Annotated in this window: 15 protein-coding genes and 2 pseudogenes; 7 read left to right on the plus strand and 10 right to left on the minus strand. The window is 65.4% G+C overall.

Annotated features, from left to right (window positions below; translation table 11 throughout):
• Positions 1 to 24: 24 nt before the first annotated feature.
• A complete protein-coding gene (ileS, locus tag ACKY0W_RS11590) occupies positions 25 to 3,180 on the minus strand; it encodes an isoleucine--tRNA ligase (protein ID WP_409434182.1) in 3,156 nt (1,051 codons plus the stop codon).
• Between the two features lie 296 nt (positions 3,181 to 3,476).
• Between ileS and ACKY0W_RS11595 the strand changes: the two genes are divergently transcribed.
• On the plus strand, positions 3,477 to 4,235 hold the full coding sequence (locus tag ACKY0W_RS11595; protein ID WP_409434183.1) for a lipase family protein: 759 nt from the start codon (positions 3,477 to 3,479) through the stop codon (positions 4,233 to 4,235).
• A 77-nt stretch (positions 4,236 to 4,312) separates the two neighbouring features.
• Here ACKY0W_RS11595 and ACKY0W_RS11600 read toward each other — a convergent pair whose 3' ends face one another.
• The 3 genes and pseudogenes from ACKY0W_RS11600 to ACKY0W_RS11610 all read right to left on the minus strand — a co-directional run bounded on the left by ACKY0W_RS11600 (position 4,313) and on the right by ACKY0W_RS11610 (position 9,507).
• Positions 4,313 to 4,786 (minus strand): hemerythrin domain-containing protein, encoded by a 474-nt coding sequence (locus ACKY0W_RS11600; protein WP_409434184.1) that lies wholly within the window; start codon positions 4,784 to 4,786, stop codon positions 4,313 to 4,315.
• A 311-nt stretch (positions 4,787 to 5,097) separates the two neighbouring features.
• Positions 5,098 to 7,944, minus strand: a pseudogene (locus ACKY0W_RS11605) (RND family transporter); the annotation flags it as partial.
• A gap of 75 nt (positions 7,945 to 8,019) precedes the next feature.
• Entirely contained in the window at positions 8,020 to 9,507 is a 1,488-nt protein-coding gene (locus ACKY0W_RS11610; RefSeq protein WP_406756943.1) for a flavin-containing monooxygenase, read from the minus strand.
• 273 nt (positions 9,508 to 9,780) lie between these two features.
• Between ACKY0W_RS11610 and ACKY0W_RS11615 the strand changes: the two genes are divergently transcribed.
• The 5 genes from ACKY0W_RS11615 (at position 9,781) to ACKY0W_RS11635 (ending at position 14,958) form a co-directional block, all read left to right on the plus strand.
• The gene (locus ACKY0W_RS11615) at positions 9,781 to 10,830 is read left to right on the plus strand and encodes a diiron oxygenase (protein WP_406757246.1); all 1,050 of its coding nucleotides are present in this window, start codon (positions 9,781 to 9,783) and stop codon (positions 10,828 to 10,830) included.
• A 97-nt stretch (positions 10,831 to 10,927) separates the two neighbouring features.
• Complete coding sequence (locus ACKY0W_RS11620; protein ID WP_409437746.1) at positions 10,928 to 11,695, plus strand: phthiotriol/phenolphthiotriol dimycocerosates methyltransferase; 768 nt, start codon at positions 10,928 to 10,930, stop codon at positions 11,693 to 11,695.
• Between the two features lie 194 nt (positions 11,696 to 11,889).
• Entirely contained in the window at positions 11,890 to 13,248 is a 1,359-nt protein-coding gene (locus ACKY0W_RS11625) for a cytochrome P450 (protein ID WP_409434185.1), read from the plus strand.
• A complete protein-coding gene (locus ACKY0W_RS11630) occupies positions 13,245 to 14,075 on the plus strand; it encodes an SDR family NAD(P)-dependent oxidoreductase (RefSeq protein ID WP_409434186.1) in 831 nt (276 codons plus the stop codon). Before ACKY0W_RS11625 ends, ACKY0W_RS11630 begins: the two co-directional genes overlap by 4 nt.
• Before the next feature lie 70 nt (positions 14,076 to 14,145).
• A complete protein-coding gene (locus ACKY0W_RS11635; RefSeq protein WP_409437747.1) occupies positions 14,146 to 14,958 on the plus strand; it encodes a phthiotriol/phenolphthiotriol dimycocerosates methyltransferase in 813 nt (270 codons plus the stop codon).
• Between the two features lie 42 nt (positions 14,959 to 15,000).
• On the opposite strand, the gene ACKY0W_RS11640 is transcribed toward ACKY0W_RS11635, so the two are convergent.
• Positions 15,001 to 15,786 carry an alpha/beta hydrolase gene (locus ACKY0W_RS11640; protein WP_409437748.1) on the minus strand — a complete coding sequence of 262 codons (786 nt, stop codon included), beginning with the start codon at positions 15,784 to 15,786 and terminating at the stop codon, positions 15,001 to 15,003.
• 87 nt (positions 15,787 to 15,873) lie between these two features.
• Positions 15,874 to 16,674 (minus strand): annotated as a pseudogene (locus ACKY0W_RS11645) (SDR family NAD(P)-dependent oxidoreductase); the annotation flags it as partial.
• A gap of 151 nt (positions 16,675 to 16,825) precedes the next feature.
• Here ACKY0W_RS11645 and ACKY0W_RS11650 point away from each other — a divergent pair.
• A complete protein-coding gene (locus ACKY0W_RS11650; RefSeq protein WP_409434187.1) occupies positions 16,826 to 17,908 on the plus strand; it encodes a PE-PPE domain-containing protein in 1,083 nt (360 codons plus the stop codon).
• Positions 17,909 to 18,037: 129 nt separating this feature from the next.
• Here ACKY0W_RS11650 and ACKY0W_RS11655 read toward each other — a convergent pair whose 3' ends face one another.
• The 4 genes from ACKY0W_RS11655 to ACKY0W_RS11670 form a co-directional block, all read right to left on the minus strand.
• Positions 18,038 to 19,387 (minus strand): hypothetical protein, encoded by a 1,350-nt coding sequence (locus ACKY0W_RS11655; RefSeq protein ID WP_409434188.1) that lies wholly within the window; start codon positions 19,385 to 19,387, stop codon positions 18,038 to 18,040.
• 225 nt (positions 19,388 to 19,612) lie between these two features.
• Positions 19,613 to 21,244, minus strand: a complete 1,632-nt coding sequence (locus ACKY0W_RS11660; RefSeq protein WP_409434189.1) for a hypothetical protein — start codon at positions 21,242 to 21,244, stop codon at positions 19,613 to 19,615.
• 330 nt (positions 21,245 to 21,574) lie between these two features.
• A complete protein-coding gene (locus tag ACKY0W_RS11665) occupies positions 21,575 to 22,294 on the minus strand; it encodes a nitroreductase family protein (RefSeq protein WP_409437749.1) in 720 nt (239 codons plus the stop codon).
• Positions 22,287 to 22,790 carry a DUF2505 domain-containing protein gene (locus tag ACKY0W_RS11670; protein WP_409434190.1) on the minus strand — a complete coding sequence of 168 codons (504 nt, stop codon included), beginning with the start codon at positions 22,788 to 22,790 and terminating at the stop codon, positions 22,287 to 22,289. The genes ACKY0W_RS11665 and ACKY0W_RS11670 overlap by 8 nt, the downstream gene beginning before the upstream one ends.
• Positions 22,791 to 22,803: the final 13 nt, after the last annotated feature.

Raw genomic sequence — 22,803 nt, forward strand, 5'->3', positions numbered from 1 at the left:
TCAGCAATTTCGCCGACTGAATCGTCAGGCCTTGGCGATGGACACCCGCACACCATCCCCGATTTCCACGGGGTCGGCTGGGTCACCGAATTCGAAACTGGTCGCCAAGATTTCTCCAGCGATCAACTCGGCATGATTCTGCGCCCATTCCAGCCGCTGCTCGGGTACCGCGATCACCACACTGATCCGGTCGGAGACCTCGAGGCCACTGGTTTTGCGCAGCTCCTGCAGCTCCCGGATCCGGTCCTTGGCCCAGCCCTCGGCTTCCAGCTCGGGCGTCACCGCGCTGTCGAGCACCACCAGGCCGGCGCCTTCGGGCAGCGCCACGGTGTATTCCGGGTCGGCGGCCACCAGCTTGGAGGTGTACTCGTTCTCCAGCAGCACCACCGGACCAGCGCTCAGGGTGCCGTCCGCGTTGACGACGCCCTCGCCGGCCTTGACCGCTTTGATCGCGGCCTGGACATCCTTACCCACGCGGGGACCGGCTACCTTCGCGTTGACCGCCAGATCGAATCGCCCGTAGTGAGCGATGTCGTCGGTCAGCTCGACGGCCTTGACGTTGAGCTCGTCGGCGATCAGGTCGGTAAACGGTGCCAGCCGCTGCGGTTCGTCGACGGCGACGGTGAGTTTGGGCAGCGGCAACCGGACCCGCAGCTGGTGCGCCTTGCGCACCGACGACGCCGCCGAACAGACCTCGCGGACCTGATCCATCGCCGCCACCAGTTCGGTATCGGCGGGCAGATCGGCGGCCTCGGGCCAATCGGTCAGGTGCACCGAGCGTTCCCCGGTGACCCCGCGCCAGATCACCTCGGTGGTCAGCGGCAGCAGTGGCGCGGCCAGTCGCGCGGTGATCTCCAGCACGGTGTGCAGGGTGTCGATCGCGTCGGCATCCTCGTCCCAGAACCGCTGCCGGGACCGGCGCACGTACCAGTTGGTCAGCGCCTCGGTGAACTGTCGCAATTGCTCGCAGGCACCGGAGATGTCGCACACATCCAGGGCTCGCGTCAGGTCGTCGCGCAGCGACGCCAGCTTGGCCAGGACGTAGCGGTCCAGTACGTGCTGCGAATCGGTGCGCCAGACACCGGGTTTCGGGGCATACAGCGTCAGGAAGGTGTAGGCGTTCGTCAGCGGCAGCATCACCTGGCGTACGCCCTCGCGGATGCCCGCCTCGGTGACGATCAGGTTTCCGCCGCGCAGGATCGGCGAGGCCATCAGGAACCAGCGCATGGCGTCGGAGCCGTCGCGGTCGAACACTTCGCTCACGTCCGGGTAGTTGCGCAGCGACTTGCTCATCTTCTGCCCGTCGCTGCCCAGCACGATGCCATGCGCCACACAGGTTTTGAATGCCGGACGGTCGAACAGCGCAGTTGCCAGCACATGCATCATGTAGAACCAGCCGCGGGTCTGGCCGATGTATTCGACGATGAAATCACCCGGGTAATGGGCAGCCTGCCCCCCGCCGCCGTCGAACCACTCGGCGTTCTCGAAGGGGTAATGCACCTGGGCATAGGGCATCGAACCCGAGTCGAACCACACGTCCAGCACGTCGGAGATGCGACGCATCGTCGAACGGCCGGTCGGGTCGTCGGGGTTGGGCCGGGTCAACTCGTCGATGTAGGGGCGATGCAGATTGTCCGGCCGCACCCCGAAGTCGCGCTCCAGCTCATCCAGACTGCCGTAAACGTCGACCCGCGGATAAGCCGGATCGTCGGATTTCCATACCGGAATCGGGGTGCCCCAGTAGCGGTTTCGGGAGATCGACCAGTCCCGCGCACCACGTAGCCAGTTGCCGAAGATCCCGTCCTTGATGTGCTCGGGGTACCAGGTGATCTGCTCGTTGAGCTCGACCATCCGGTCCCGGAATTCGGTGACCCGGACGAACCACGACGACACCGCCTTGTAGATCAGCGGGTTGCGGCACCGCCAGCAGTGCGGGTAGGGGTGCTCGTAGGTTTCGTGCCGCACCAGCACCGCCCCGTTGGCGGCAGCCGGCCCGGTGCCGTTCTTCAGATCGGCGATGATCGCCTTGTTCGCGTCGAAGACGTGCTGGCCGGCATAGTCCGGCACAGTGACATCGAAGCGGCCCTTGGCGTCCACGGGAGTGACCGGGGTGATGCCGGCCGGGTCGGTGGTGTTCTTGTCGTCCTCGCCGTAGGCGGGCGCCAGGTGCACGATGCCGGTGCCGTCCTCGGTGGATACGAAATCGGCGGCAAGCACCCGGAAGGCATTCGCCGAGTCCATGAAGTACGGGAACGGCGGCGCATAGCGCACATCGAGCAGCTCCGAGCCGCGGTAGCTGCCCAGCACCTGCGGTTCCTCACCCTCGCCCAGGCCGAGCTCGCGCGCATAGGCACCCAACCGCGCCTCGGCCATCAGGTAGCGGCGCTCCCCCACCGCGACCTGCACGTAGGTCACATCCGGGTTGACCGCCACCGCCTGGTTGGACGGCAGTGTCCACGGAGTGGTGGTCCACACCAACAGGTGAGCACCCTCGAGCTCACCGGCCGGTCCCCCGCCGACGATCCGGAACCCGACCGTCAGCGCCGGGTCCTGCCGGCTCTTGTAGACGTCATCGTCCATCCGCAGCTCGTGGTTGGACAGTGGGGTCTCGTCGCGCCAGCAGTACGGCAGCACCCGGTAGCCCTCGTAGGCCAGGCCCTTGTCCCAGAGCTGCTTGAACGCCCAGAGCACCGACTCCATGAACGGCAGGTCCAGGGTCTTGTAGTCGTTGTCGAAGTCCACCCAGCGGGCCTGGCGGGTGACGTAGGCCTGCCACTCGGACGTGTAGCGCAACACCGATTCCCGGCATGCCTGGTTGAACGCGGCGATGCCCATGGCGTCGATCTGCGACTTGTCGGTGATGCCGAGCTGGCGCTCCACCTCGAGCTCGGCGGGCAGCCCGTGGGTGTCCCAGCCGAACCGGCGCTCCACCTTGTAGCCGCGCATGGTGCGGTAACGCGGCACGATGTCCTTGACGTAACCGGTCAGCAGATGTCCGTAGTGCGGCAGGCCGTTGGCGAACGGCGGCCCGTCGTAGAACACGTACTCCTGCGCGCCGTCTCGGCGGGCGATGCTGGCCCGGAAGGTGTCATCTGCGGCCCAGTAATCCAGGACGGCGGCTTCAGCCGCCGGGAAATCGGGGGCGCCGGCGGCCGGCTTCGGATAGCTGCGTTCGCTCACGGTGTGTCGTCTCCCAAGGGCCCGGCCCGGGGACGACGCCGCGCGGTTGCGCGAGCGCCGCGGTACCACCCCGCTTGCCGCACTCCCGCCTGCGGGGCACGACCGCTCGATGTAGGGCTGTGACGGGCCGTCCCGTTCGGTTCTAGTGAGCCGGCCCGTGGGAATGGTCCGACTGTTCTTCCGAAGGCTCCCCGGTGATGGCCGGTTCAAAGCCGTTGAGTCAAAGTTTAAACGTTGCCAACTTGGTGACAACTTTGAGGCTCGTTGACAACTTTGAGGCTCCTAGACTGTTCGACGTGGCATTCAGCCCGTCGTACGCCCGCGACGTGGTGCTGCCGCTGACATCGGCGGCCTACGCCGTGATGTCCGGCGCTGCGCCCACACTGCCCACCGGTTTCAGCCAGACCGCCCTGATCAAGGCTGACCGGGCACACTTGGCCGCCCTACCCGAGCAGCATCCTGCGACGGCGATGGGCAAGGACACCAACATCTTTGGGCTGATGGGCCGTGACAACGCCAGTGGCACCGCGTTCATCGCCTTTCGCGGCAGCTCCGATGTGGCGGACTGGATCGCCGATTTCGATTTCTTCCCCGCGCCCTATTCGCCGGTGGCGGGTTTTGGCCAGGTGCACGCGGGCTTCCAGGACATCTACGGCTGTGTCCGTGCCTCCATCGCCGCCAATCTGCCCACTGCGACCGCCGGGTGCAGTCAGATCCTCATCACTGGGCACAGCCTCGGGGGCGCCCTGGCCGTGCTGGCCGCACCCGATGCCGCGCACGGGATGCCCCCCAACACCATCGAGCCGCGACTGACCACGTTCGGGGGCCCGCGAGTCGGCGTGGCCGACTTCAGGGCCGCGTTCGACGCCGCCATCGAATGTTGCTATCGCGTGGTGAATTTCCTCGACATCGTCCCGCTGGTGCCGCCCGCGCCCTATGTGCACGTGGGTGCCGAAATCGCCGTGGACAGCGGTGGGGCCGTCGACATCGGTTGGCGGCACAGCCTGGCCGCCTATCACGCCGGCCTCTCGGCTCTCATCGCCGCCGAAGCCTGATCGCTGGTTTCCTGCGGGTCCATGCGGCGGTCCCAGCTTCACCTCTCCTACGTCGAGCCTCGCTGAACCGCCGGGGCTCAGGCCGCTCCCCGTGCGCAGGTCCACCCTTCGGGCATCCGGCCGGCGGCCAGAAATTCGGCCACTTCTGCGGCCACTTCCGGCGCCAGGCCGGTGTCGGCGGCCGGGTAGATCACCGGCTCCTCCACCTTGTTGTGGTCGGCCAGCTGGTCCAGCAGCCGGCAGCAGGCGCCCCGTAGCGTCGCATGCTCCGCGCCGGCACGGGACAGGTCTTCGAGCGCGTTCATCGTGCGCCAGATCTCGCCATGACCTCGGATCATCCCGAAGACCGCCATCATGTGCGCGCCCCTGCTGATCGGCGGGAACAGCAACTGTTCCTCGAGGTAGATGTGGCGGCGCAGCACAGCCAGTGTCACGCGCAGGCCCTCAACGTCGGCGCTGCCGCCCTCGAGGCCCCCCAGGAAGGCGCCGATTCCCGCTTCGATCTGCTGATGCTCACGCTCCAAGGCGGCGGAAAGGGCTTCATCGGACATGTACGGCGCTCCCCTCAGACCGGTTCGACGACCTGACTGACACCGTCGAATCCGCGCGTCAGACCCCACAAATGATTTCTACAATCACGAATTGTCTAAATCTAGCCCATGCGGTGGGACGCTGACCAGAGCCGGCGCAGGGCTCAGTTGTCGGCCTCTTCCTCCGGCGGCTGAATCGTGGCCAGCACCTCGGTGGGCCGGTCTTGGTCCGACGACGTCGCCGGACGAGCGGACAGCTCCGGGAATGCCGTGGCGACCATGTCCTCGAAGGTCCGGTCATGCGCGTCGGGCTTGCCTTCCGTGGCAGCCGAGGGAGCTGTGGCAGCCGGGGCAGCCACCGGCACCGCTCGCGCCGGGTGCTCCCGCACGTTCAGCGGCCACCAGAACCACCGCCCCAGCAGCGCCGCCATCGAGGGCATCATGAACGAGCGCACCACCAGCGTGTCGAACAGCAGGCCAAGCCCGATCGTGGTGCCCACCTGGCCCACCACCCGCAGATCGCTGACGAGCATGGACGCCATGGTGAAGGCGAACACCAGCCCGGCAGCAGTGACCACCTTGCCGGTGCCGCCCATGGTGCGGATGATGCCGGTCTTCAGTCCGGCGCCCATCTCCTCTTTGAATCTGGCGACGAGAAGCAGGTTGTAGTCACAGCCCACCGCCAACAGAATGATCACCGACATCACCATCACCAGCCAGTGCAGGTTGATGCCGAAGATGTATTGCCACAGCAGTACCGAGAGCCCGAACGACGCGCCCAGCGACGCCAACACCGTCCCGACGATCACCACCGAGGCGATGAAGCTGCGGGTGATGAGCAGCATGATGATGAAAATGATTGCCAGCGAGGTGATTCCGGCAATCAGCAGGTCGTAGTCGGCGGCTCCCTGCAAGTCGTTGAAAAGCGCGGCGGTGCCGGCCACGTACACCTTGGCGGTCGACAGCGGGGTGCCCTTCAACGACTCGATGGCGGCCTTCTTGATCAGGTTGACCCGCGCCATGCCCTCCGGAGTCGCCGGGTATCCGTCGTGGGTGATGAAGAAGCGCGCCGCGTGCCCGTCCGGCGACAAGAACAGCTGGATCACACGTTTGAAGTCCGGGTTGTCGAACGCTTCCCGGGGCAGGTAGAACGAGTCGTCGCTCTTCGCCGCGTCGAAGTCCTGCCCCATCGCGGCCGAGTCACCACCGACCTCCTCGATCTGCGCCATCATCCCGGACATGGTGCTGTGCAACGTCAGCATCATGGTCTGCAGGCTGCGCATCGCGGCGATCTGCGCCGGCATCATCTCCAGCAGCTGCGGCGTCACCGCATCGATATTGCTCATGTCGGGCGCCAGCTCGTCGAGCTTCTCGGTGAGAAGGGTGGTCCCGTCCATCGATGCATACGCCGCCCGCAGTGACAGACAAGTGGTGTCGCCGCGGCAATCCTTCCCTTCGACGGATTCACGCAACGCTTTGGAATTCTCGTTCAGATCGGCCATGTTGCCCCGCACCTGCGTGGCCAGATCCCTCGCCTCCTGCGAGACACCGGTCGCGTGATGGGTGTTGGCGGCCATCTGCTGCATCAGGCCGTACATCCGCTGCAGCGAGGCGATGGTCCCCTCGAGATCGTTGGCCTGCTGGCGCATGTCGGCCACCCGGCTCTTGACGAAGTCAAGGTTCTGCATCTGCCCGGCGCTCTGCATGCTGAGCAGGAATGGAATCGAGGTGTGACCGAGCGGGGTGCCCTCCGGCCGGGTCACCCCCTGCACCATGGCAACACCCTCGACCGCGAAGACGCTCTTGGCCAGCTTGTTGAGCACCAGGAAGTCCGCGGAATTGCGCATGTCGTGATCGGATTCGATCAACAGCACCTCCGGCAGCAGGCGCGATTCCGGGAAGTGCCGCGCCGCGGCGGCCCAGCCGAGGTTGGCCGGCGTGTCCTGCGGGATGAACGACGGGTCCTTGTAGCTCACCTTGTAGCCAGGCAGGGCGAGCAGGCCGATGAGCGCGATCGCGCAGGCGGCCACGAAGATCGGGCCGGGCCAGCGCACGATAGCCGTGCCCACTTTGCGCCAGCCGCGGTCGGACATCTTGCGCCGGGGTTCGAGCAGCCCGCGGCGCGTGGCGATCGCCAGCACCGCCGGCACCAGGGTCAGCGCAATCGCCACCGCGACCAGCATGCCGACCGCACACGGCACACCCATGGTCTGAAACACCGGCAACCGGGTGAAGCTCAGGCAGAATGTGGCACCGGCAATGGTCAGGCCCGACGCCAGCACCACATGGGCCACACCGCGATAGGTGGTGAAGTAGGCGGTCTCCGGGTCTTCGCCGGCATGGCGGGCTTCGTGGTAACGGCCGATGAAGAAGATCCCGTAGTCGGTGCCGGCGGCGATCGCCAACGTCACCAGGATGTTGATCGCGAACGTGGACAGTCCGATCAGGCCGTAGTGCCCCAGGAACGCGACGATTCCGCGTGCCGCCGCCAGTTCGACCCCAACCACGGCCAGCAACAACGCGACGGTGCTGAACGATCGGTAAAGCAGCAGCAGCATCAGCGAGATCACCGAGACGGTCGCCACCAGGATCTTGAGCACCGCTCGGTCGCCGCTGGAGTTCATATCGGTGACCATCGGCGCCGGGCCGGTGACGTAGGCCCGGACCCCGGCGGGCGCCGGGGTGCGCGCCACGACGTCGCGGACCGCCTCGACCGAGTCGTTGGCCAGCGCCTCACCCTGGTTTCCGGCGAGGTTCAGCTGCACCAATGCGGCCTTGCCGTCGGAACTCTGGGCACCGCCCGCGGTGAGCGGGTCTCCCCAGAAGTCCTGGATGTGCTGAACGTGCTTGGTGTCGGCGTTGAGCTGGGCGATCAGCTCGTTGTAGTAGTGGTGCGCGGCGTCACCGAGGGGCTCATCGCCTTCGATGACGATCATTGCCGCGCTGTCGGTGTTGGACTCCGCGAAGTCGTGCCCGAGCCGTGCCATCGCCTGGATCGATGGTGAGTCTTTGGCGCTCAACGACACCGGGTGTTCCTTGGCGACCTGCTCCAGCGGCGGCACGGCGACGCTCACCAACGCGGTGAGGACGATCCAGCCCAGGATGATCGGCAACGCGAATCGGCGAACGAATGCGGCCGCGGACGACCGTTCGTGGCTCGGGCGGTGTGTATGTGTCACTGTCCGAGGCCCCTCACCTGACAATGTGCCCAAACGATCACTGTAACCCCCTGTTCAGGACCGTAGCGGCGGAAGCTATCCGATCAGATAGTCCGAGAGTGGGAAGTGGTCCTGCTCCTTCACAGCGCTGCGAACCGAGGTCGGCCGGAACAGCGGGGCCTCCCCGGTGCTCTGGTTGAACCAATAGGAATTCGACGTCGCGCAGTTGCCGAGGTGGAATACCGAGCTGTCCAGCAGGCCCATCATCCGCTCGTAGAACCGGGTGTTGGCCTCCTCGGTGACTTCGAACGTCTGCGCCTGGCGCCGCTGCACCTCGCCGAACAGCCGGTTCATGTGGCGGGTCTGGTATTCCACGGTGTTGAACCAGGACAACCCAACCCAGGAGAACGGGCTGGCCATGTTGATGAAGTTCGGGAACTGCGGGGCGGTCATGCCCTGATAGGCCTGGAAGCGCGTCTCGCGCCACCATTTGCCCAGGTTGCGACCGCCGCGACCGATCACCTCGATCGCCGGCAGGTTGCCCTCCCAGACGTCATATCCCGTCGCCAGCACCAGGGTGTCGATCTCGCGCTTCGTGCCGTCACACGCCACGATGCCGTCGGGTTCGATCCGCTCGATCCCCTCGGTCACCAGGTGCACATTCGGCTTGGCGAAGGTCGGGTAGTAGTTGTTGGAGATCGACGGACGCTTGCAGCCGAAGTCGAAATCGGGCGCCATCTTGCGCGCGAGCTCACGATCGCGCACCGAGCGCCGCCGGTGGCGCGCGGACTGGGCCGCCATCGCCTTGTTGAGGAACTTGAAGCGCCGGTAGCGCCACATGGTCAGCACCATCATGAAGTCCGTGGTGTTGTCGGTGAGCCACCGGACAATACGCTGGGTGAACGGCACCCGGGCGAACATCCGCTGCACCGCCGGCGGGAACACCACGTCGGACTTAGGCGTCACCAGGATCGGGGTCCGCTGATACACCGTCAGATCGGCGACTTCGTTGGCCAGCTCGGGGATCACCTGGATCCCGGTGGACCCGGTTCCGATGACCGCCGCCCGCCGGCCCGCCATCGAGTAATCGTGGTCCCACTCCGCGGTGTGCACGACATGGCCGGCGAACGTGTCGATGCCGGGGATGTCGGGAATCTTCGGCTGGCACAGGAAGCCGGTGGCGACGATGAGGAACTGCGAGGTCAGCGTCTCACCGCCGGCCAACGACGTCCGCCACAGCTTTGCGTCCTCATCCCACTGGGCGCCGTCAACCGTGGTGTTGAAGCGCATGAAGCGCGTCACGTCGTATTTGTCCGCCACATGCTCGGCATAGGCTTGGACCTCGTTACCGGGGGCGAACAGCCGCGACCAGTAGGGGTTCGGTTCGAACCAGTAGGAATAGGTAGTAGAGGGCTGGTCGACGGAGAGCCCCGGATAGTGGTTGACCCGCCATGTTCCGCCAAGACCGTCGAGGCGGTCCACGATCACGATGTTCTCGTAACCCAGCTTGGTCAGTTGGATGGCCGTACCGATGCCGCCGAAGCCCGCCCCCACGATGACGGCGTCGTATTGCTGGGTCCCCATAAGGTGAACACGGTACCCCAACGCCGCAATATATCGCCGTACGTGCAGGTCAGCCCAGTGCGAGGCGGCCCACGGCCGGGAGATAAAGTAATGGACGCCGCCCGGTACCAAGATGATGCCGATCACACTCAAGTGAACGGTTAAACCTTACTGTTTTGCCAAACTTGACGGTAAGCTTCGGCTCGGCTACGCCCCATGGCGGTGCGTGCCTGAAATTGAGGATGGGCCCGTATGCCGACCGTCGTGATCGTCATCTGCTGGTTGCTGGCCGGCATGATTGCCGTCGCCGCGGTGCCCTATGCCCTTTTTTACTTCTTCCGGCGCTTGAAGAACGCGATGTATGTCGGCGGCGATGCCGCCTACGGCGAAACGCTGGCGACGCTGTCCGAAAGCTCGGTGCGACGCAACTTCAACCCGTATGTCGACATCGACTGGAATGATCCCGAGCTCGCGGTGAAGACCGATGACGCCCGCTGGGTGCTTTCGGGAGCGGACCCGCTGGGCCGCCACCCCTGGTACCGGGCGCAGCCCCTGGAGAAGAAGATCGCGATGGGCATGTGGCGCCAGGCCAACATGGCCAAGGTCGGGGTGCAGTTCGAGGGCATCCTGGTGCGGGGCCTCATGCACTACACGTTTTGGGTGCCGAACGGCTCGCCGGAATACCGCTACTGCCTGCACGAGTGCATCGAGGAATGCAACCACACCCTGATGTTCCAGGAGTTGGTGAACCGCATCGGCGTCGACGTCCCCGGCATGCCGCGGTGGCTGCGCCTGCTCTCCCCTATCGTGCCGCTCTACGCCGGGCCGTTGCCGAACTCGTTCTTCTTCGGAGTCCTGGCGGGCGAGGTCCCGTTCGACTACCTGCAGACCCTTGCCCTGCGCGAAGAGGACAGCGTGCCGGCAATCGTGCGCAGGATGATCGGCATCCACGTCGCCGAAGAGGCGCGCCACATCTCGTTCGCCCACAAGTACCTGGAGCGACGGGTGCCTCGGCTGTGGTGGAGCAGCCGGTTCATGCTCTCGCTGTACGTGCCCGTTGTCATGCGGATGCTCGGCCAGGCGATGATCGTGCCGCCCCGCAAGTTCTTCCGCGAGTTCGGTGTTCCGAAGTCCGCGCGCAAGCAGTGGTTCTTCGGCACCCCGGACGCACGCCAGACCTGGCGGGACATGTTCTCCGATGTTCGGATGGTCTGCCACGAACTCGGGCTGATGAATCCCGCCGCGCGGCTGATGTGGCGCATCTGCAAGATCGACGGGGCACCGTCGCGGTATCGCGGCGAGCCGCAACGCGCGCAGCTGCCGGTGCAACTCACCGAGGTCTAAAGCCCGCTCTGCCCTGTGCCATACTTTCGGTATGGTGCGTTCCCCATCTGAGACCTTGGAAAAAGTCGGCGCCGATCTGGTGTACCGCATCTCGGCGATGCCGCTGTACAAGAAGGCCTTCAAATACTGGTACCCGTTCATGACCAAGCGGATGGGACACGACGACGTCGTCTTCCTCAACTGGGGCTATGAGCAGGACCCACCGCTGGGCCTGAAGCTCGACGAGGCCGACGAAGAGAACCGGTACTCGATCCAGCTCTACCACCAGACCGCCACCCAGATCGATCTGGCCGGCAAGAACGTGCTCGAAGTCAGCTCCGGGCACGGCGGCGGCGCCTCCTTCCTGGCCCGCACCCTGGCGCCCGCGTCCTACACCGGACTGGACTTCAACCCGGACGGTGTCGTCTTCTGCCAGCAGCGCCACCAGGTCCCCGGCCTGGACTTCGTGCAGGGTGACGCCCTGAACCTGCCGTTCGGCGACAATTCGTTCGACGCGGTCGTCAATGTCGAGGCCTCGCACATCTACCCCGACTTCGCGCAGTTCGTTCGCGAGGTGGGAAGGGTGTTGCGTCCGGGCGGACACTTCCTGCACACCGATTTCCGCGCCAAAGAGGACATCGAGTCCTGGCAGCAGACCCTGGCCACCCCGCCGCTGCGGCTGGTCAACGAGCGCGACATCAGCCGCGAGGTCGTTCGCGGCCTGGCCGCCAACTCGCCGCGCTCCAACGACCTGATCAACGAGCGGATGCCGTTCTTCCTGCGCCGTTTCGCCCGGGAATTCGCCGTCGTGGAGGGCTCGCTGTTCTACCGCGACCTGGACCGCGGCGAGATCACCTACCGCATTTTCGACCTCGTCAAAGACTGAGGACACTGCATCGAAGCGCCGGAGCGATCGGGACTGACGTCCCGGCGCTCCGGCGCTTCTTTGGTGACCGACGTCCCTTCAGGCGACAGAGGCAGCCGGTTAGGGTGGCGGCTAGCCTGATCGCAGGCCAACCGCGGCCCGGCCGCGGGCCAATCGCGCTCCACACCCGACAATCGTGACGAGGGGCTTGCCAGATGGATCAGAAGGAACTGACGCGTCGGCTTCGGTTTCGCGCCAGCCTGCTCAAGATCGGCACTGACGGGCTTATCGGCGTGGTCCGCGACCGGGCAACCGCTTACCGCTATGCCCTGACCCGACGCGAAACCGCACCGCTGACTGACTTCGACCCGTTCGCGCCCGAGACGATGCACGATCCCTATCCGGGCTATCGCACGCTGCTGTCCGGTCCGAAGGTCTGGTACAGCCGCAAGCGCGGCATCTGGATCATCCCGGGCTACGACGAGGTCCGACAGGCACTGCGCGACGACGAGGCGTTGTCCTCGGCGCAGAGCCAGGCCCGCTTCCGGGTCCGCCTGCAGACCATGAACGCCACCGACCCACCGGTGCACACCCGGCTGCGCCGCTCGGTGTCTCGGGCATTCACGCCCCGCGCGATGAAGTCGTGGGAGATCAATATCAACCGCGCGGCCGACGAACTGGTCGCCGCGATGATCACGCGCGGACGAGTCGAGATCGTGGCAGATTTGGCCAAGCCCCTGCCGAACCGGCTGATCACCATGATGCTGGCGATTCCGCAGGAAGACCGCCACCAGTTCCTGGAATGGGCGGACACCATCAATGAAGCTGCGTTCGCCCCGCTGACCCTGCGTGGGATGGCGATGAACATGCGCTCGAGTCAGGCGGTCATCGCGATGCACCGCAGTCTCGATCCGATGATCAAGGCGCGCCGCACCGAATCCGGCGATGACCTGATCTCGATGCTTGCGGCACCGAGCGGTGAGGACACCCTCTCCGATGACGAGGTGTTCTGGACCGCCTCGATGCTCGTCGGCGCGGGCAGCGAGACCACCACGAACCTGATCTCGGGCCTGTTTCTGACACTGGCACAGCGTCCGGACGTCTACAGCCGGCTGCGCGAACACCCCGAGCTGATCCCGGCAGCCATCGAAGAGCAACTGCGGCTGGTCTCCCCCGTTCAGGGCTTCTACCGAACCGCAACCCGCGATTACCGGGTCGGCGACCAGACCATCCCGGCCGGAGCCCGGGTGTTGATCCTGTATGCGGCCGCCAATCGCGATCCGCAGCACTACCCGGATCCCGACACCTTCGACCTGGACCGCAATCCGACGGACCACCTCGCATTCGGTGGTGGCGCGCACTACTGCCTCGGCACCCACCTGACCCGCATCGAAGTCAGCCGGGTGCTGACGCAGCTGATCCCCCATGTCAAGGAGATCCGGCTGGCCGGAGACTACCGCTACCTGGTCAATGCGACCATGCGCGGCCTAGAGCACCTGCCCGTCGAGTTGGTGCCTGCCGAATCCGGTGTGGACTCCGCGCCCGTGCCGTCCGGGAACACCGGCACCCGATGAGCGACCAGCCGGTAGCGCTGGTCACCGGAGCGACAAGCGGGATCGGCGAAGCGACCGCCGATCGGCTGCAGGCAGCCGGTTATCGCGTCTTCGCTGTGGGACGCAATCCCGAAGCGCTGCAACGTCTTACGTCACGCGGGCTGACCGCTCGCGCCCTCGACGTCACCGATGAAGCCGCGGTGGATCGGCTCATCGCGGAGATCGACGCGGAACACGGCGGGGTCGATGTCTTGGTCAACAGCGCGGGATATCCGCTCACGTGTCCGCTCGAACAGTTGCCTCTCGATGACCTTCGCGGCCTGTTCGAGACCAATGTGGTTGCGACACTTCACTTGGCCCAGGCAGTCCTGCCGGTGATGCGCCGCCGCAGGTCCGGCGTCATCGTGAACATCGGCAGTACCGGCGGGCGCTTCGCCAGCCCCGGAGCCGGCGGCTACCACGTGATCAAGTACGGCATGGAGGCGTTGTCGCTGTCGCTGCGCGCCGAAGTCTCGCCGTTCGGAGTGCGGGTGGTGCTGCTGGACCCGACCGCGGTGCGGACTCCGTTCGTCATCTCCCAACAGGAGGCGCGACCGTCCTACACCGATGATGATCCCTACGGCGGCTTCAAGATCCGTTACGCCGAGAACACCCGCCAGCTCTCCGCGCAGCGCGGGGTGATGATCGAACCCGACGTGGTCGCCCGTGCCGTGCTCCGCGTGGTCCGGTCGAAGAATCCTCGTCCCCGCTATGTGGTCGGACTCTCCGGCAAGGCCACCGTTCTGGCGCGTGCCGTGTTGACCGATCGGATGTGGGATCGAATCCTGATGCGCGGTCTACACGACTGAGTTCGCCGCCGTCGGCGACCCGGGCACGGCGGGGTCTCCAGAATCGTGAGATACTTTTTCGATGGTCACGATGAACCGCCTGATCTTCAATCCGGTGTCCCACCGCGTCATGACGAACCCGTTCGTCTATCACCTGCTGTTCACCTCGTTTGTGACTAAGCGGTTCTCGACCCAGACCAAGATGCTCAGCGGCGACGACTGGCTGTTCCTCAACTACGGCTACGAAGAGGACCCCCCGATGGCGGTGCCGCTGGAGGCCTCGGACGAGCCCAACCGGTTCTTCATCCAGCAGTACCACCGCACCGCCGCCCTGGCTGACATGGCCGGCAAGAAGGTGCTTGAGGTGAGCTGTGGCCACGGGGGCGGCGCGTCCTATGTGGCCCGCACCTTCAAGCCCGCCTCCTACACCGGCCTGGACCTCAACGAGACCGCCATCGAGTTCTGCCGGGAGCGCCACCAGCTGCCTGGGATGGACTTCGTGCAGGGCGACGCCGAGAACCTGCCCTTTGAGGACGGCTCGTTCGACGTGGTGTTCCAGGTGGAGGCATCGCACCTGTACCCGCACCCGGCCAAGTTCTTCAACGGCGCGGCACGGGTGCTGGCCCCGGGCGGACACTTCCTCTACACCGATTTCCGCCGCCGCAGTGAGCTGGCCCGCTGGGATGCTGAGCTGGCCGCCACAGGACTGCGACTGGTGTCGCAGGAGGACATCAGCAAGGACGTGTTGCGCGGCAACGAGAAGAACCTGGCCCGCAAGCAGGACATGATCGCCCACCACGGCGGTCTGGCCCGCTTCGCCAGCGCCGCGACCGACTGGACCTTCAACGGCGCCCTGAAGAACGGCGAGTTCGTCTACCGCCTGTACTGCTTCACCAAGGACTGAGAGGCGGGGTCCAGTAGGCCCGCTGGCTGCCTCTAGCGGCCGTTATAGGCCCCGGGCGCCGAGCCAGTTGTGGATGCGCTCGGCCACAGCCTCCCAGCCCGGTTCGAGCATCATGTTGTGGCCCATGCCCGGAAAGAACTCGGCCTCGGTGCCGTAGGCACTCGCAGTGGCCCGCACTTCCTTACAGGTATGCGCGCCGTCCTCTTCGGCGCCCAGCACCAGCAGCGGCGCGCTCACTCGCTTCGGACGCGGCAGGTTGAGCATCAAGCAGTCGACGCTGACCCGCGCGCTGTCTTCCTGAAGCCGCGCCGCGCATTCCAGCACCGCGTGCTCCGGGGTGGCCTCGGAGAAGAACTTCTCCCGGGCCAGCTCCGGCGTGTTGATGTAGGGCAGTGACTTACCGGTGACCGCCATTTTGATGGCATGCCACGGCCGGTTGCGCAGCCAACGCAGACTCGACCCGTAGTTGCCCTGCGGGGGAATCGAAGCCATCAAGACCCCGGCAGGCGCCGGCCGGTTCTCGAGATACTTCTGGACGATCAGCCCACCCATCGAGTGGCCGATCACCACCGGGGGCACCGGCAGCTCGTCGGCGACCGATCGGACGTCTTGGACGTAGTCCTCCACGCTGCAGGTTCGCAGCGGCTTGTCGTTGGAGCTGCTGCCGTGCCCGCGGAAGCTGACGGCCAGTGCGCGGTAGCCCAGATCGGCGAAGTAGCCGAGGAAATTCTCGTCCCAGCACCACGCGGCATGCCACGCGCCATGGACGAACAGCAAAGGAACGGGATGGGCGTCGCTGACGCAGCCCTTGTCGATCACCTCAAGCACGACACCGCTCCCCCTGTCCAGCGACCTGCCCCCGACTGACTTCGACGATAGCCCGGCCTTCCCCGTCCCGGCTTTGCGCGTCGACAGCGGCGTGCGCCGTGCCAGCAACGGTAGCAGTGGGCCGTGCGGCACAGCACGGTATACGTCCACCAGCAGGCGATTCGCCCAACCCGGCGTCACCCGTCCCTTGCCTTTGGCCAGGCCGTCAACGGCCGCCCGGGCAACATGGTCCACGGGCTTCCACATCACCGCCGGTAGCACCCGCCGGCGTTCGCCCGCCCGGAACCCGGCAGCGACATCCAGGCCGGTGTCGACCGGCCCAGGGCACAGCATGGTGGCCGTGACGCCGGTGCCCCGCAGCTCGCTCCGCAAACTTTCGGTGTAGGACGCCACGAATGCCTTGGCGGCGCCGTAGCTGGCCTGACCGGGCAGCGGGCCGAACGCAGCCACCGAGGACACGTTGAGCACCGCGCCACGTCCTCGCTCGACCATGCCGGGCAGGAACCGGGTGCACAGGTCGACGACAGCGGCCACGTCGACCTCGATCAGGCCCAGCTGCCGTTCCGGCTCCGTTTTCGCGACCAGCCCTACCATCGCCACACCGGCGTTGTTGACCAGCACATCCGGCACCACGCCCAGATCCGCGACCCGGCCGGGCAATGCGGCTCGCTCGGTGGGGCTGGACAGGTCCGTGGGCAACACGTGCACCCGCCCCGATCGCAGCGCGTTCAGCTCACCGGCCAATGCGTGCAATCGATCGGCGCTGCGCGCGACCAGAATCACCTGGTGGCCGCGCCGCGCGAGTTCACGGGCCACCGCCGCACCGATACCCGACGATGCGCCGGTCACGATCGCCGCGCGGTCGTCTCCCGGACCTGGTAGAGCCACGCACTCACCCTATCCCGCGTGTCGTCGACGACCAGCGGACCCGCGCCGGTCGGTGGGCGGTTATTGGCCCTATTGGCCACCTCTGCGCGCGCTGGGCCGAACTCCTGTGTACGCTGACGCGAGCATGTGTCTGAGATAAATGGGGGATCAGATGACGCATTCCAGCTATCGATGGTTGACGGCCGGTGTCTTGGCAGGGGGCTGCGCCGGCCTGATGGGGCTGACGTCGATGTTCAACGCGTCGTTCGCTTTCGGGGAGAGCAACGGCACGGCGTTGATCATGGGTTATGTCATGACGCCCGATCCCGGTGCCGTCTACGACCAACGGGTGATGGATTTGTTCATCAACCCCACCAACCCGTTTCCCGGCCAGTCGGTGTATCCGGGTTACACCCCGGTCGTCGAGCCGCTGAATCCCTCCGATTACCAACAGAGCCTTCTCGATGCCGCCAAGACCCTGAACCAGGACATTGCCCGGCACTTGCAGGACGGACCGGTAACGGTGTTCGGCGTCTCCTCGACCACGGCGATCGCCACGCAGGCGATGATCGACCTCGCCCAGGCCGGCGCAAGTGCACCCGACCCGGCGAATCTGCATTTCGTGCTGGTCGAGGATCTGAACACGCCCAACGGCGGTATCTTCACCCGCTTTCCGCTGGACTTCGGGAGCCTTCCGCCCACCCCCGTCGATACGCCGTACACCACCGACATCTACAACTTCGAGTACAGCGGCGCCACCGACTTCCCCAAATATCCGCTGAACATGCTGGCGCTGGCGAATTCGATGGCGGGGTACCTCTATCTGCACCCCTACCTGATCACCGGCTACCCCAGTTCGTGGGACCCGGATGCGATGGCCGACGCGGTGAAGCTGCCCATGTCCGACGGGTATGACGGCGACACCTCGATCTACCTGATCCCCACCATGAACCTGCCGCTGCTCGAGTCGCTACGACAGTTCCCGTTGTTCGGACCGGCGATGGCGGACCTGATCCAGCCCGCGCTAAGGGTACTGATCGACTTGGGCTACGACCGCTCCGATCCCGCCGACGTCAGCACCCCGATGTCGTGGAGCATGCCGGGCATCGACTGGGACCTGGTGTCGCGCAACATCCAACTCGGTATGGAACAGGGCTGGACGGCCGCCCAGGTGGACTTGGGCATGCTGCCGCAGTCCGCGCTGCCGGACCTCTACCCTTACCTGCCGGACCTGTCGGGCCTGATCGGCGCGTAGCGCACGACGGAGCGTTCTACCGGGCGAAGCTGAATGTAAATCAGCTCAAAACCGTTGGATGCCAAAGTAGTTGAATGCTCCAACGTCCCACGTGCCGGACGTGTCCGACACGTGGGCGCCCGCGAGCGTCTACTCCGGGGTGATGTTGAAGATGGCGTCCCACAGGCCCTGAATGTCGAAGGGCCCGATGATCCCGGAGTTGTCGAAAATGTTGTACCAGTAGTCGCCGAAGAACTCCTGGAGCTGCTCAGGGGTGGGCAGGAAACCGGAGGTGTCGATGAACGGGTCATCCGGCAGCGGGTTCTTGATGTCGAGCAACACGGTGCCCAGGCGCCACAACCACGCCTGCGTCTCGATCATCTCCGGGTTGGAGACGTTGGCGGTGCCCTCGTCGTAGGCGTCCATCCACTCACCGATGACGGGGTTGCCCGGCCACAGGTCGTCCATGATCTTCACCAGCCAGTAATAGCTGGGTGTGTTCCAGTCTTCAGGGTTGAAGATGTTGCCGCCGGGCTCGGGAAGCAGGCACGGCCCGGGGCACAGCGGGCTACCCGGGATGAACGGGTTGAAGGCCAGCAGAGACGAGGCGAAAAGCGATTGCAGCGCGCGCGCGAATTCGATCGGGTCCGGCAGGTTGAACTTGTCGACGTCGAACGGCTGCATCAGGCTGTCGAAGAAGTTCGTGAACGGCGTGGTGAAGTCCATCGCGTAGTAGCTGCCCGCCCACGGCATCAGCGGGGCGTCCGGGTCGATATTGGGGTAGTCCTCCGGGTTCAACCCCAGTTCCGCGAGGGTGCGCGTGCCCTCCCAGTAGTACATGTCATTGGCGTAGCCAATGTTGACCATGCCGGGCCCATTGGGATCGAAGTAGAACTCGTTGCCGTCCATCATGTCCGAGAACGGGATCTGGAACCAGTTCTGGATCAGTGGGAAATTCTGCAGGCCCAGGGCGATCAGCACGCTCCAGATAGACTGGTCGATCCAGGTGAAGCCGGTGATCGGGCTGGTCGGCATGACCGGCAGACAGTCCAGACCCGCACAGCTCAGATCGATCGGAATCTGAACATTGGCCAGCATGGACAGCTGCTGTCCGAGGCCGGGGAAGAACCGGTCCCCTTCATGGCCGGCGCCGGAGATCTCCGGGAACGGGAACATCATCTGAAGGATGCCCTCGAAGTGCCCCATGTCGCCGGGGTCCTCACCCCAGGCGTTCGTCGGGCTTCCGGCCATCCACGGGCCGCTGTAGAATAGCGACTTCGCCAGCGTGTCCATCGCGTGGATCTCGTTGGCCGGAATGTTGACCAACGCCTGGAACAGGTTCAACGGAACATTCAACAATGACTCACCAGCGCTGAGCTGCGTGTCCAGGTGAACCGTGGGCAGCTCGGGAATCGCGGGCGCCACCGGAGCGACAGCGATGAGTCCGGCGGTGGTGACGACCAGCCCCGCGGAGAAGTACGAACGCAAGGCTGAAACCATCCCGGGGTCCTCCAACAAGCTAAGGTAACTACTGAAAGCGGCACAGCCGCGTGCGGTTCATGAATCTACCAAAGTGTTACCTGAGCGCAAATCGAGAGTCACATGTTGGTAATCGATGTAGGCGCTGTATTTGGCATGAGATCAGAACGCTCCCTCAGAACGCACGACAGCCCGGCCGTATGAACGGGCCGGGCTGCCGCGACGTCGCGCAGACGCGGAGTCGATCTAGAAGGGGAACCAGCTCGCGAGCTCGCTCCACAGCGAGTCGAGATCGGTGACGAGTCCGCCACTCGGGTCAAGGAACCGCAGGAAGTCATCCCACAGCAGCAGCGAGTTCTTGCCGCCGAAGTCGCCGATCTCCTGCTCGTCCAGCGGCAGGTCGGGGTTCCAGGTCGGCGGCATGTAGTAGCCGGTCTCCGGGTTGATCGGCCACGGCCCCAGCAGGCCCGGGTCGGTCAAGATCCCGCCGTTGACGGCCAGGGCCGGCAGGTAGGGGTTGATGTCCGCGAGCATGTCGATGATCTGGTTGTGGGTGTCCGCGTCGAAGGTGAACATGCCGGTCTGCAGGGCGGAGATGCCGGCCAGGATCTGCTCGTCGGTCCCGCCGTTGGCATTGCCGACGGCGTTCTCCCCTTCCTGCTCGGTCAGGTCAATCCACTGCTGAATCAGTGGGTTGGGGGCGCCGATGGCCTGGATCGACTTGACGAGGTCCAGGCTGGTCACTCCCCACGGCGGAGAGACCGGCGGCATGTTGCACAGTCCCGGGCACATCGGGCTGCCGGCGACGTAGGGGTTGAAGTCGACCACCATTCCGGCGATCAGCGCCTTCATGGCCTGGAACACCTCGTCCGGGCCGGCGAAGTGGAAGCCGGTGAGCGGGTCGTCGCCGTTGACACTCAAGTCGACCGGCTGCATCAGGCTGTCGAACCACCGCTGAAGGGGCCCGAACGGGTCCAGCTTGAAGGTCAGACCCGCCCACGGCATCAGGTTGATCTGGTTGCCGTACTCGTCGAGGACGGGGTCGCCGTTCTCGTCGAGGAGCGGGTGGGTGCCCGGGTAGCCGAACCCGGGCTGAGCTTCACCGGACCATGGCGCCCCGCCGTACATGGGTCCGCCCGGCACCGCCCCACCCGGACCGACGCCGGCGTCCGGGTTGGCGATGCCACCGGAGGTCGGGTTATCGGGGTCACTCCACGGGCTGTCAGGGAACTTGTAACCGTTCAACATGTCCTGGATCGGCACCTTGAGCCAGTACTTGAACAGGTCCAGCTGATTGTCGTCGTTCGGGAAGTTGGTGAACTTCAGGAAGAAGTTCAGCGCCGCGTCCAATCCGGTGATCCCGGTGATCGGCTCGACCGGAGACATCGGGTAGCACTGGATCGAGTCACACGATGCGCTGATCGGCAGCAGGGCCGCGGCGAACATCGCGAACTGCTGGCCCCAGCCCGCGGTGCCGTTGGCCAACGCATCCGGGTCGATGGTGGGGTCGTACAGCCCGGAGAGCTGCGGGGCGAACGGCAGCATGTAGTCCATGACGGCCATGAAGTGGCCCGGGTCGCCCGGGTCCTCACCCCAGATATTGGTGGCGCTGGGGGTGAACCAGTTGCCGGTGAAGAAGAACGAGTTGGCCAACACGTTGGTGGCCGACACCTCGTTGAACGGGATGTTGACGATGTCCTGGAACAGGTTGAACGGAATATTGAGCAGCGACGCCTCGGCCGCCAGCTGCACCGCACGCTCGGCCGCGGTCAGATCCGTAATCCAGGGTGCGACCGGCGAGACCGGGGTGACCGCCGCGACGGCTGTCGCGGCCGCGACGGCGGCGCCGGCTGTCGTGTACCGGCGCGGCGGCGCCACCGGGCGCGTACCGCCAGTCGCTGATCGACGCTGCGGCGTTGCGCGGTGCGCCCCGGCAGCCGCGGATCGACCCTGCGGGACGGCTACAGGTCCCCCGGCTATCGCGAATCGACGCTGCGGAACCGCTCTATGCGCTCCGCCTGTTGCGTATCGACGCTGACGCGTCCCCCCACCAATCACAAATCCCCCTTGTGTCCCCCACGAACCGTGACAGCATATAGGTGTCACCGCCGGGTGTCTAAGCGAGCAGTGATTAACTTACATCACTTGGGGAATGTTTTCCGCTAAGTTCCACGTAAACTTCGGCAAAGGCTGATCTTAAGCTCCCATTCAGCTATCCCGCCACGCAAGATCGCCATAGCCGTCGAGATGAGCCACCTCCCCGACCGGCTTGCGGGTGGTCGGACCATAGCGCCCACGGGGCCAACCGAGCGGCACGATGCAACACGGCGTGACCGCGTGCGGCAGCCGCAGGATGCGCCGTACGGCGCGCTGATTCCACAGCGGCAGGGTGATCAGCGACGCGCCCAAGCCCATGGCACGGGCAGCTAGCAGCAGATTTTGAACGCTGGGATAGATGGACCCCCAGTAGGCCGACTCGGCGATGTGCGGCATGCGCACCACCGGCAAGCGGCCCTCGCGTGCGCCCAGTCGCAGGCAGGCCACCACGAGCACCGGGAGTTCGGCGAAATGGTCGATCTGCCACTCCATCGCCCGGGCAATGCCGGCGATCGATTCATCGGTTTTGATTTTTCGCCGCAACACCACACCGCGCTGAATTTTCCACGCCTGCCGATAACGCTTAGCCAATTCTTCTTTGACGCGTCGGTCCTTCACAACGATGAATTCCCAGTTCTGCCCGTCATTTCCAGTCGGGGCCCGCAGCGCCAGCTCGATGCACTTGAGCACCACCGCGTCATCGACCGGATCGGAGTACACCCGCCGTATCGCGCGCTGCGTCATCATGGCCTCGGCCAGCGGCATGTCCAGCCGGGCCAACGCCGCGGCCGCGGTCGGCACGTGAGCGTAAGTGAATTCTGATTCAGGCATTTTCACCCAGCCAAGTCGTAGTGAAGCGTTGGATCTCCGGAATGCCCTGCGCGAATTCGCGGGCAAGGAAACTCTCAATCGGGCCACCCACTAACGGCACTTTGAAACGAATCGTGCCGTTCAGCTCCAACCTCGAGCCGGTGCCGTCGCGTTGGAGAACCGCGGCGCCGGTCCCCGACCCCGGGGCGCCGGTCACCGCGACCGAGATCTCACCGTCGACCCGTCCCTCCCCTGCCGGCGTCCACACCTCAGTGGTGACGATGTTGAGGTCACCTCGGTACACCTTGGCCAACATCCCGGGCAACGCGCCGTGGCGCAGGTCCTCAGTCACCACGACCCGGATTCGGCCGTCCGCATCGACGTCGAGGGAATCAAGGGTCTTGCTTCCGCCGAAGGCCTCCAGCCGGGCCTGCCAATAAGAGCGATTCCCGAAGGCACCGTGTACCTGCTCGACGGAGGCCGGTGAGGAGAACGTCACCTCGAAGGAACGGGGCATAAGCGCTGACCTC

Origin of the sequence: Mycobacterium sp. SMC-14 (genome assembly GCF_046250075.1) — a bacterium.
In the GTDB taxonomy this organism is placed as follows: Bacteria; Actinomycetota; Actinomycetes; order Mycobacteriales; family Mycobacteriaceae; genus Mycobacterium.

Excerpts from the sequence above, each read along its gene's own strand:
- ACKY0W_RS11630 (WP_409434186.1), top strand. The coding sequence starts at position 13,245 with ATGAGCGACCAGCCGGTAGCGCTGGTCACCGGAGCGACAAGCGGGATC.
- ACKY0W_RS11655 (WP_409434188.1), bottom strand. The coding sequence starts at position 19,387 with ATGGTTTCAGCCTTGCGTTCGTACTTCTCCGCGGGGCTGGTCGTCACC.
- ACKY0W_RS11635 (WP_409437747.1), top strand. The coding sequence starts at position 14,146 with ATGAACCGCCTGATCTTCAATCCGGTGTCCCACCGCGTCATGACGAAC.
- ACKY0W_RS11600 (WP_409434184.1), bottom strand. The coding sequence starts at position 4,786 with ATGTCCGATGAAGCCCTTTCCGCCGCCTTGGAGCGTGAGCATCAGCAG.
- ACKY0W_RS11665 (WP_409437749.1), bottom strand. The coding sequence starts at position 22,294 with ATGCCTGAATCAGAATTCACTTACGCTCACGTGCCGACCGCGGCCGCG.
- ACKY0W_RS11670 (WP_409434190.1), bottom strand. The coding sequence starts at position 22,790 with ATGCCCCGTTCCTTCGAGGTGACGTTCTCCTCACCGGCCTCCGTCGAG.
- ACKY0W_RS11650 (WP_409434187.1), top strand. The coding sequence starts at position 16,826 with ATGACGCATTCCAGCTATCGATGGTTGACGGCCGGTGTCTTGGCAGGG.
- ACKY0W_RS11610 (WP_406756943.1), bottom strand. The coding sequence starts at position 9,507 with ATGGGGACCCAGCAATACGACGCCGTCATCGTGGGGGCGGGCTTCGGC.
- ACKY0W_RS11620 (WP_409437746.1), top strand. The coding sequence starts at position 10,928 with ATGCCGCTGTACAAGAAGGCCTTCAAATACTGGTACCCGTTCATGACC.
- ACKY0W_RS11615 (WP_406757246.1), top strand. The coding sequence starts at position 9,781 with ATGATTGCCGTCGCCGCGGTGCCCTATGCCCTTTTTTACTTCTTCCGG.
- ACKY0W_RS11625 (WP_409434185.1), top strand. The coding sequence starts at position 11,890 with ATGGATCAGAAGGAACTGACGCGTCGGCTTCGGTTTCGCGCCAGCCTG.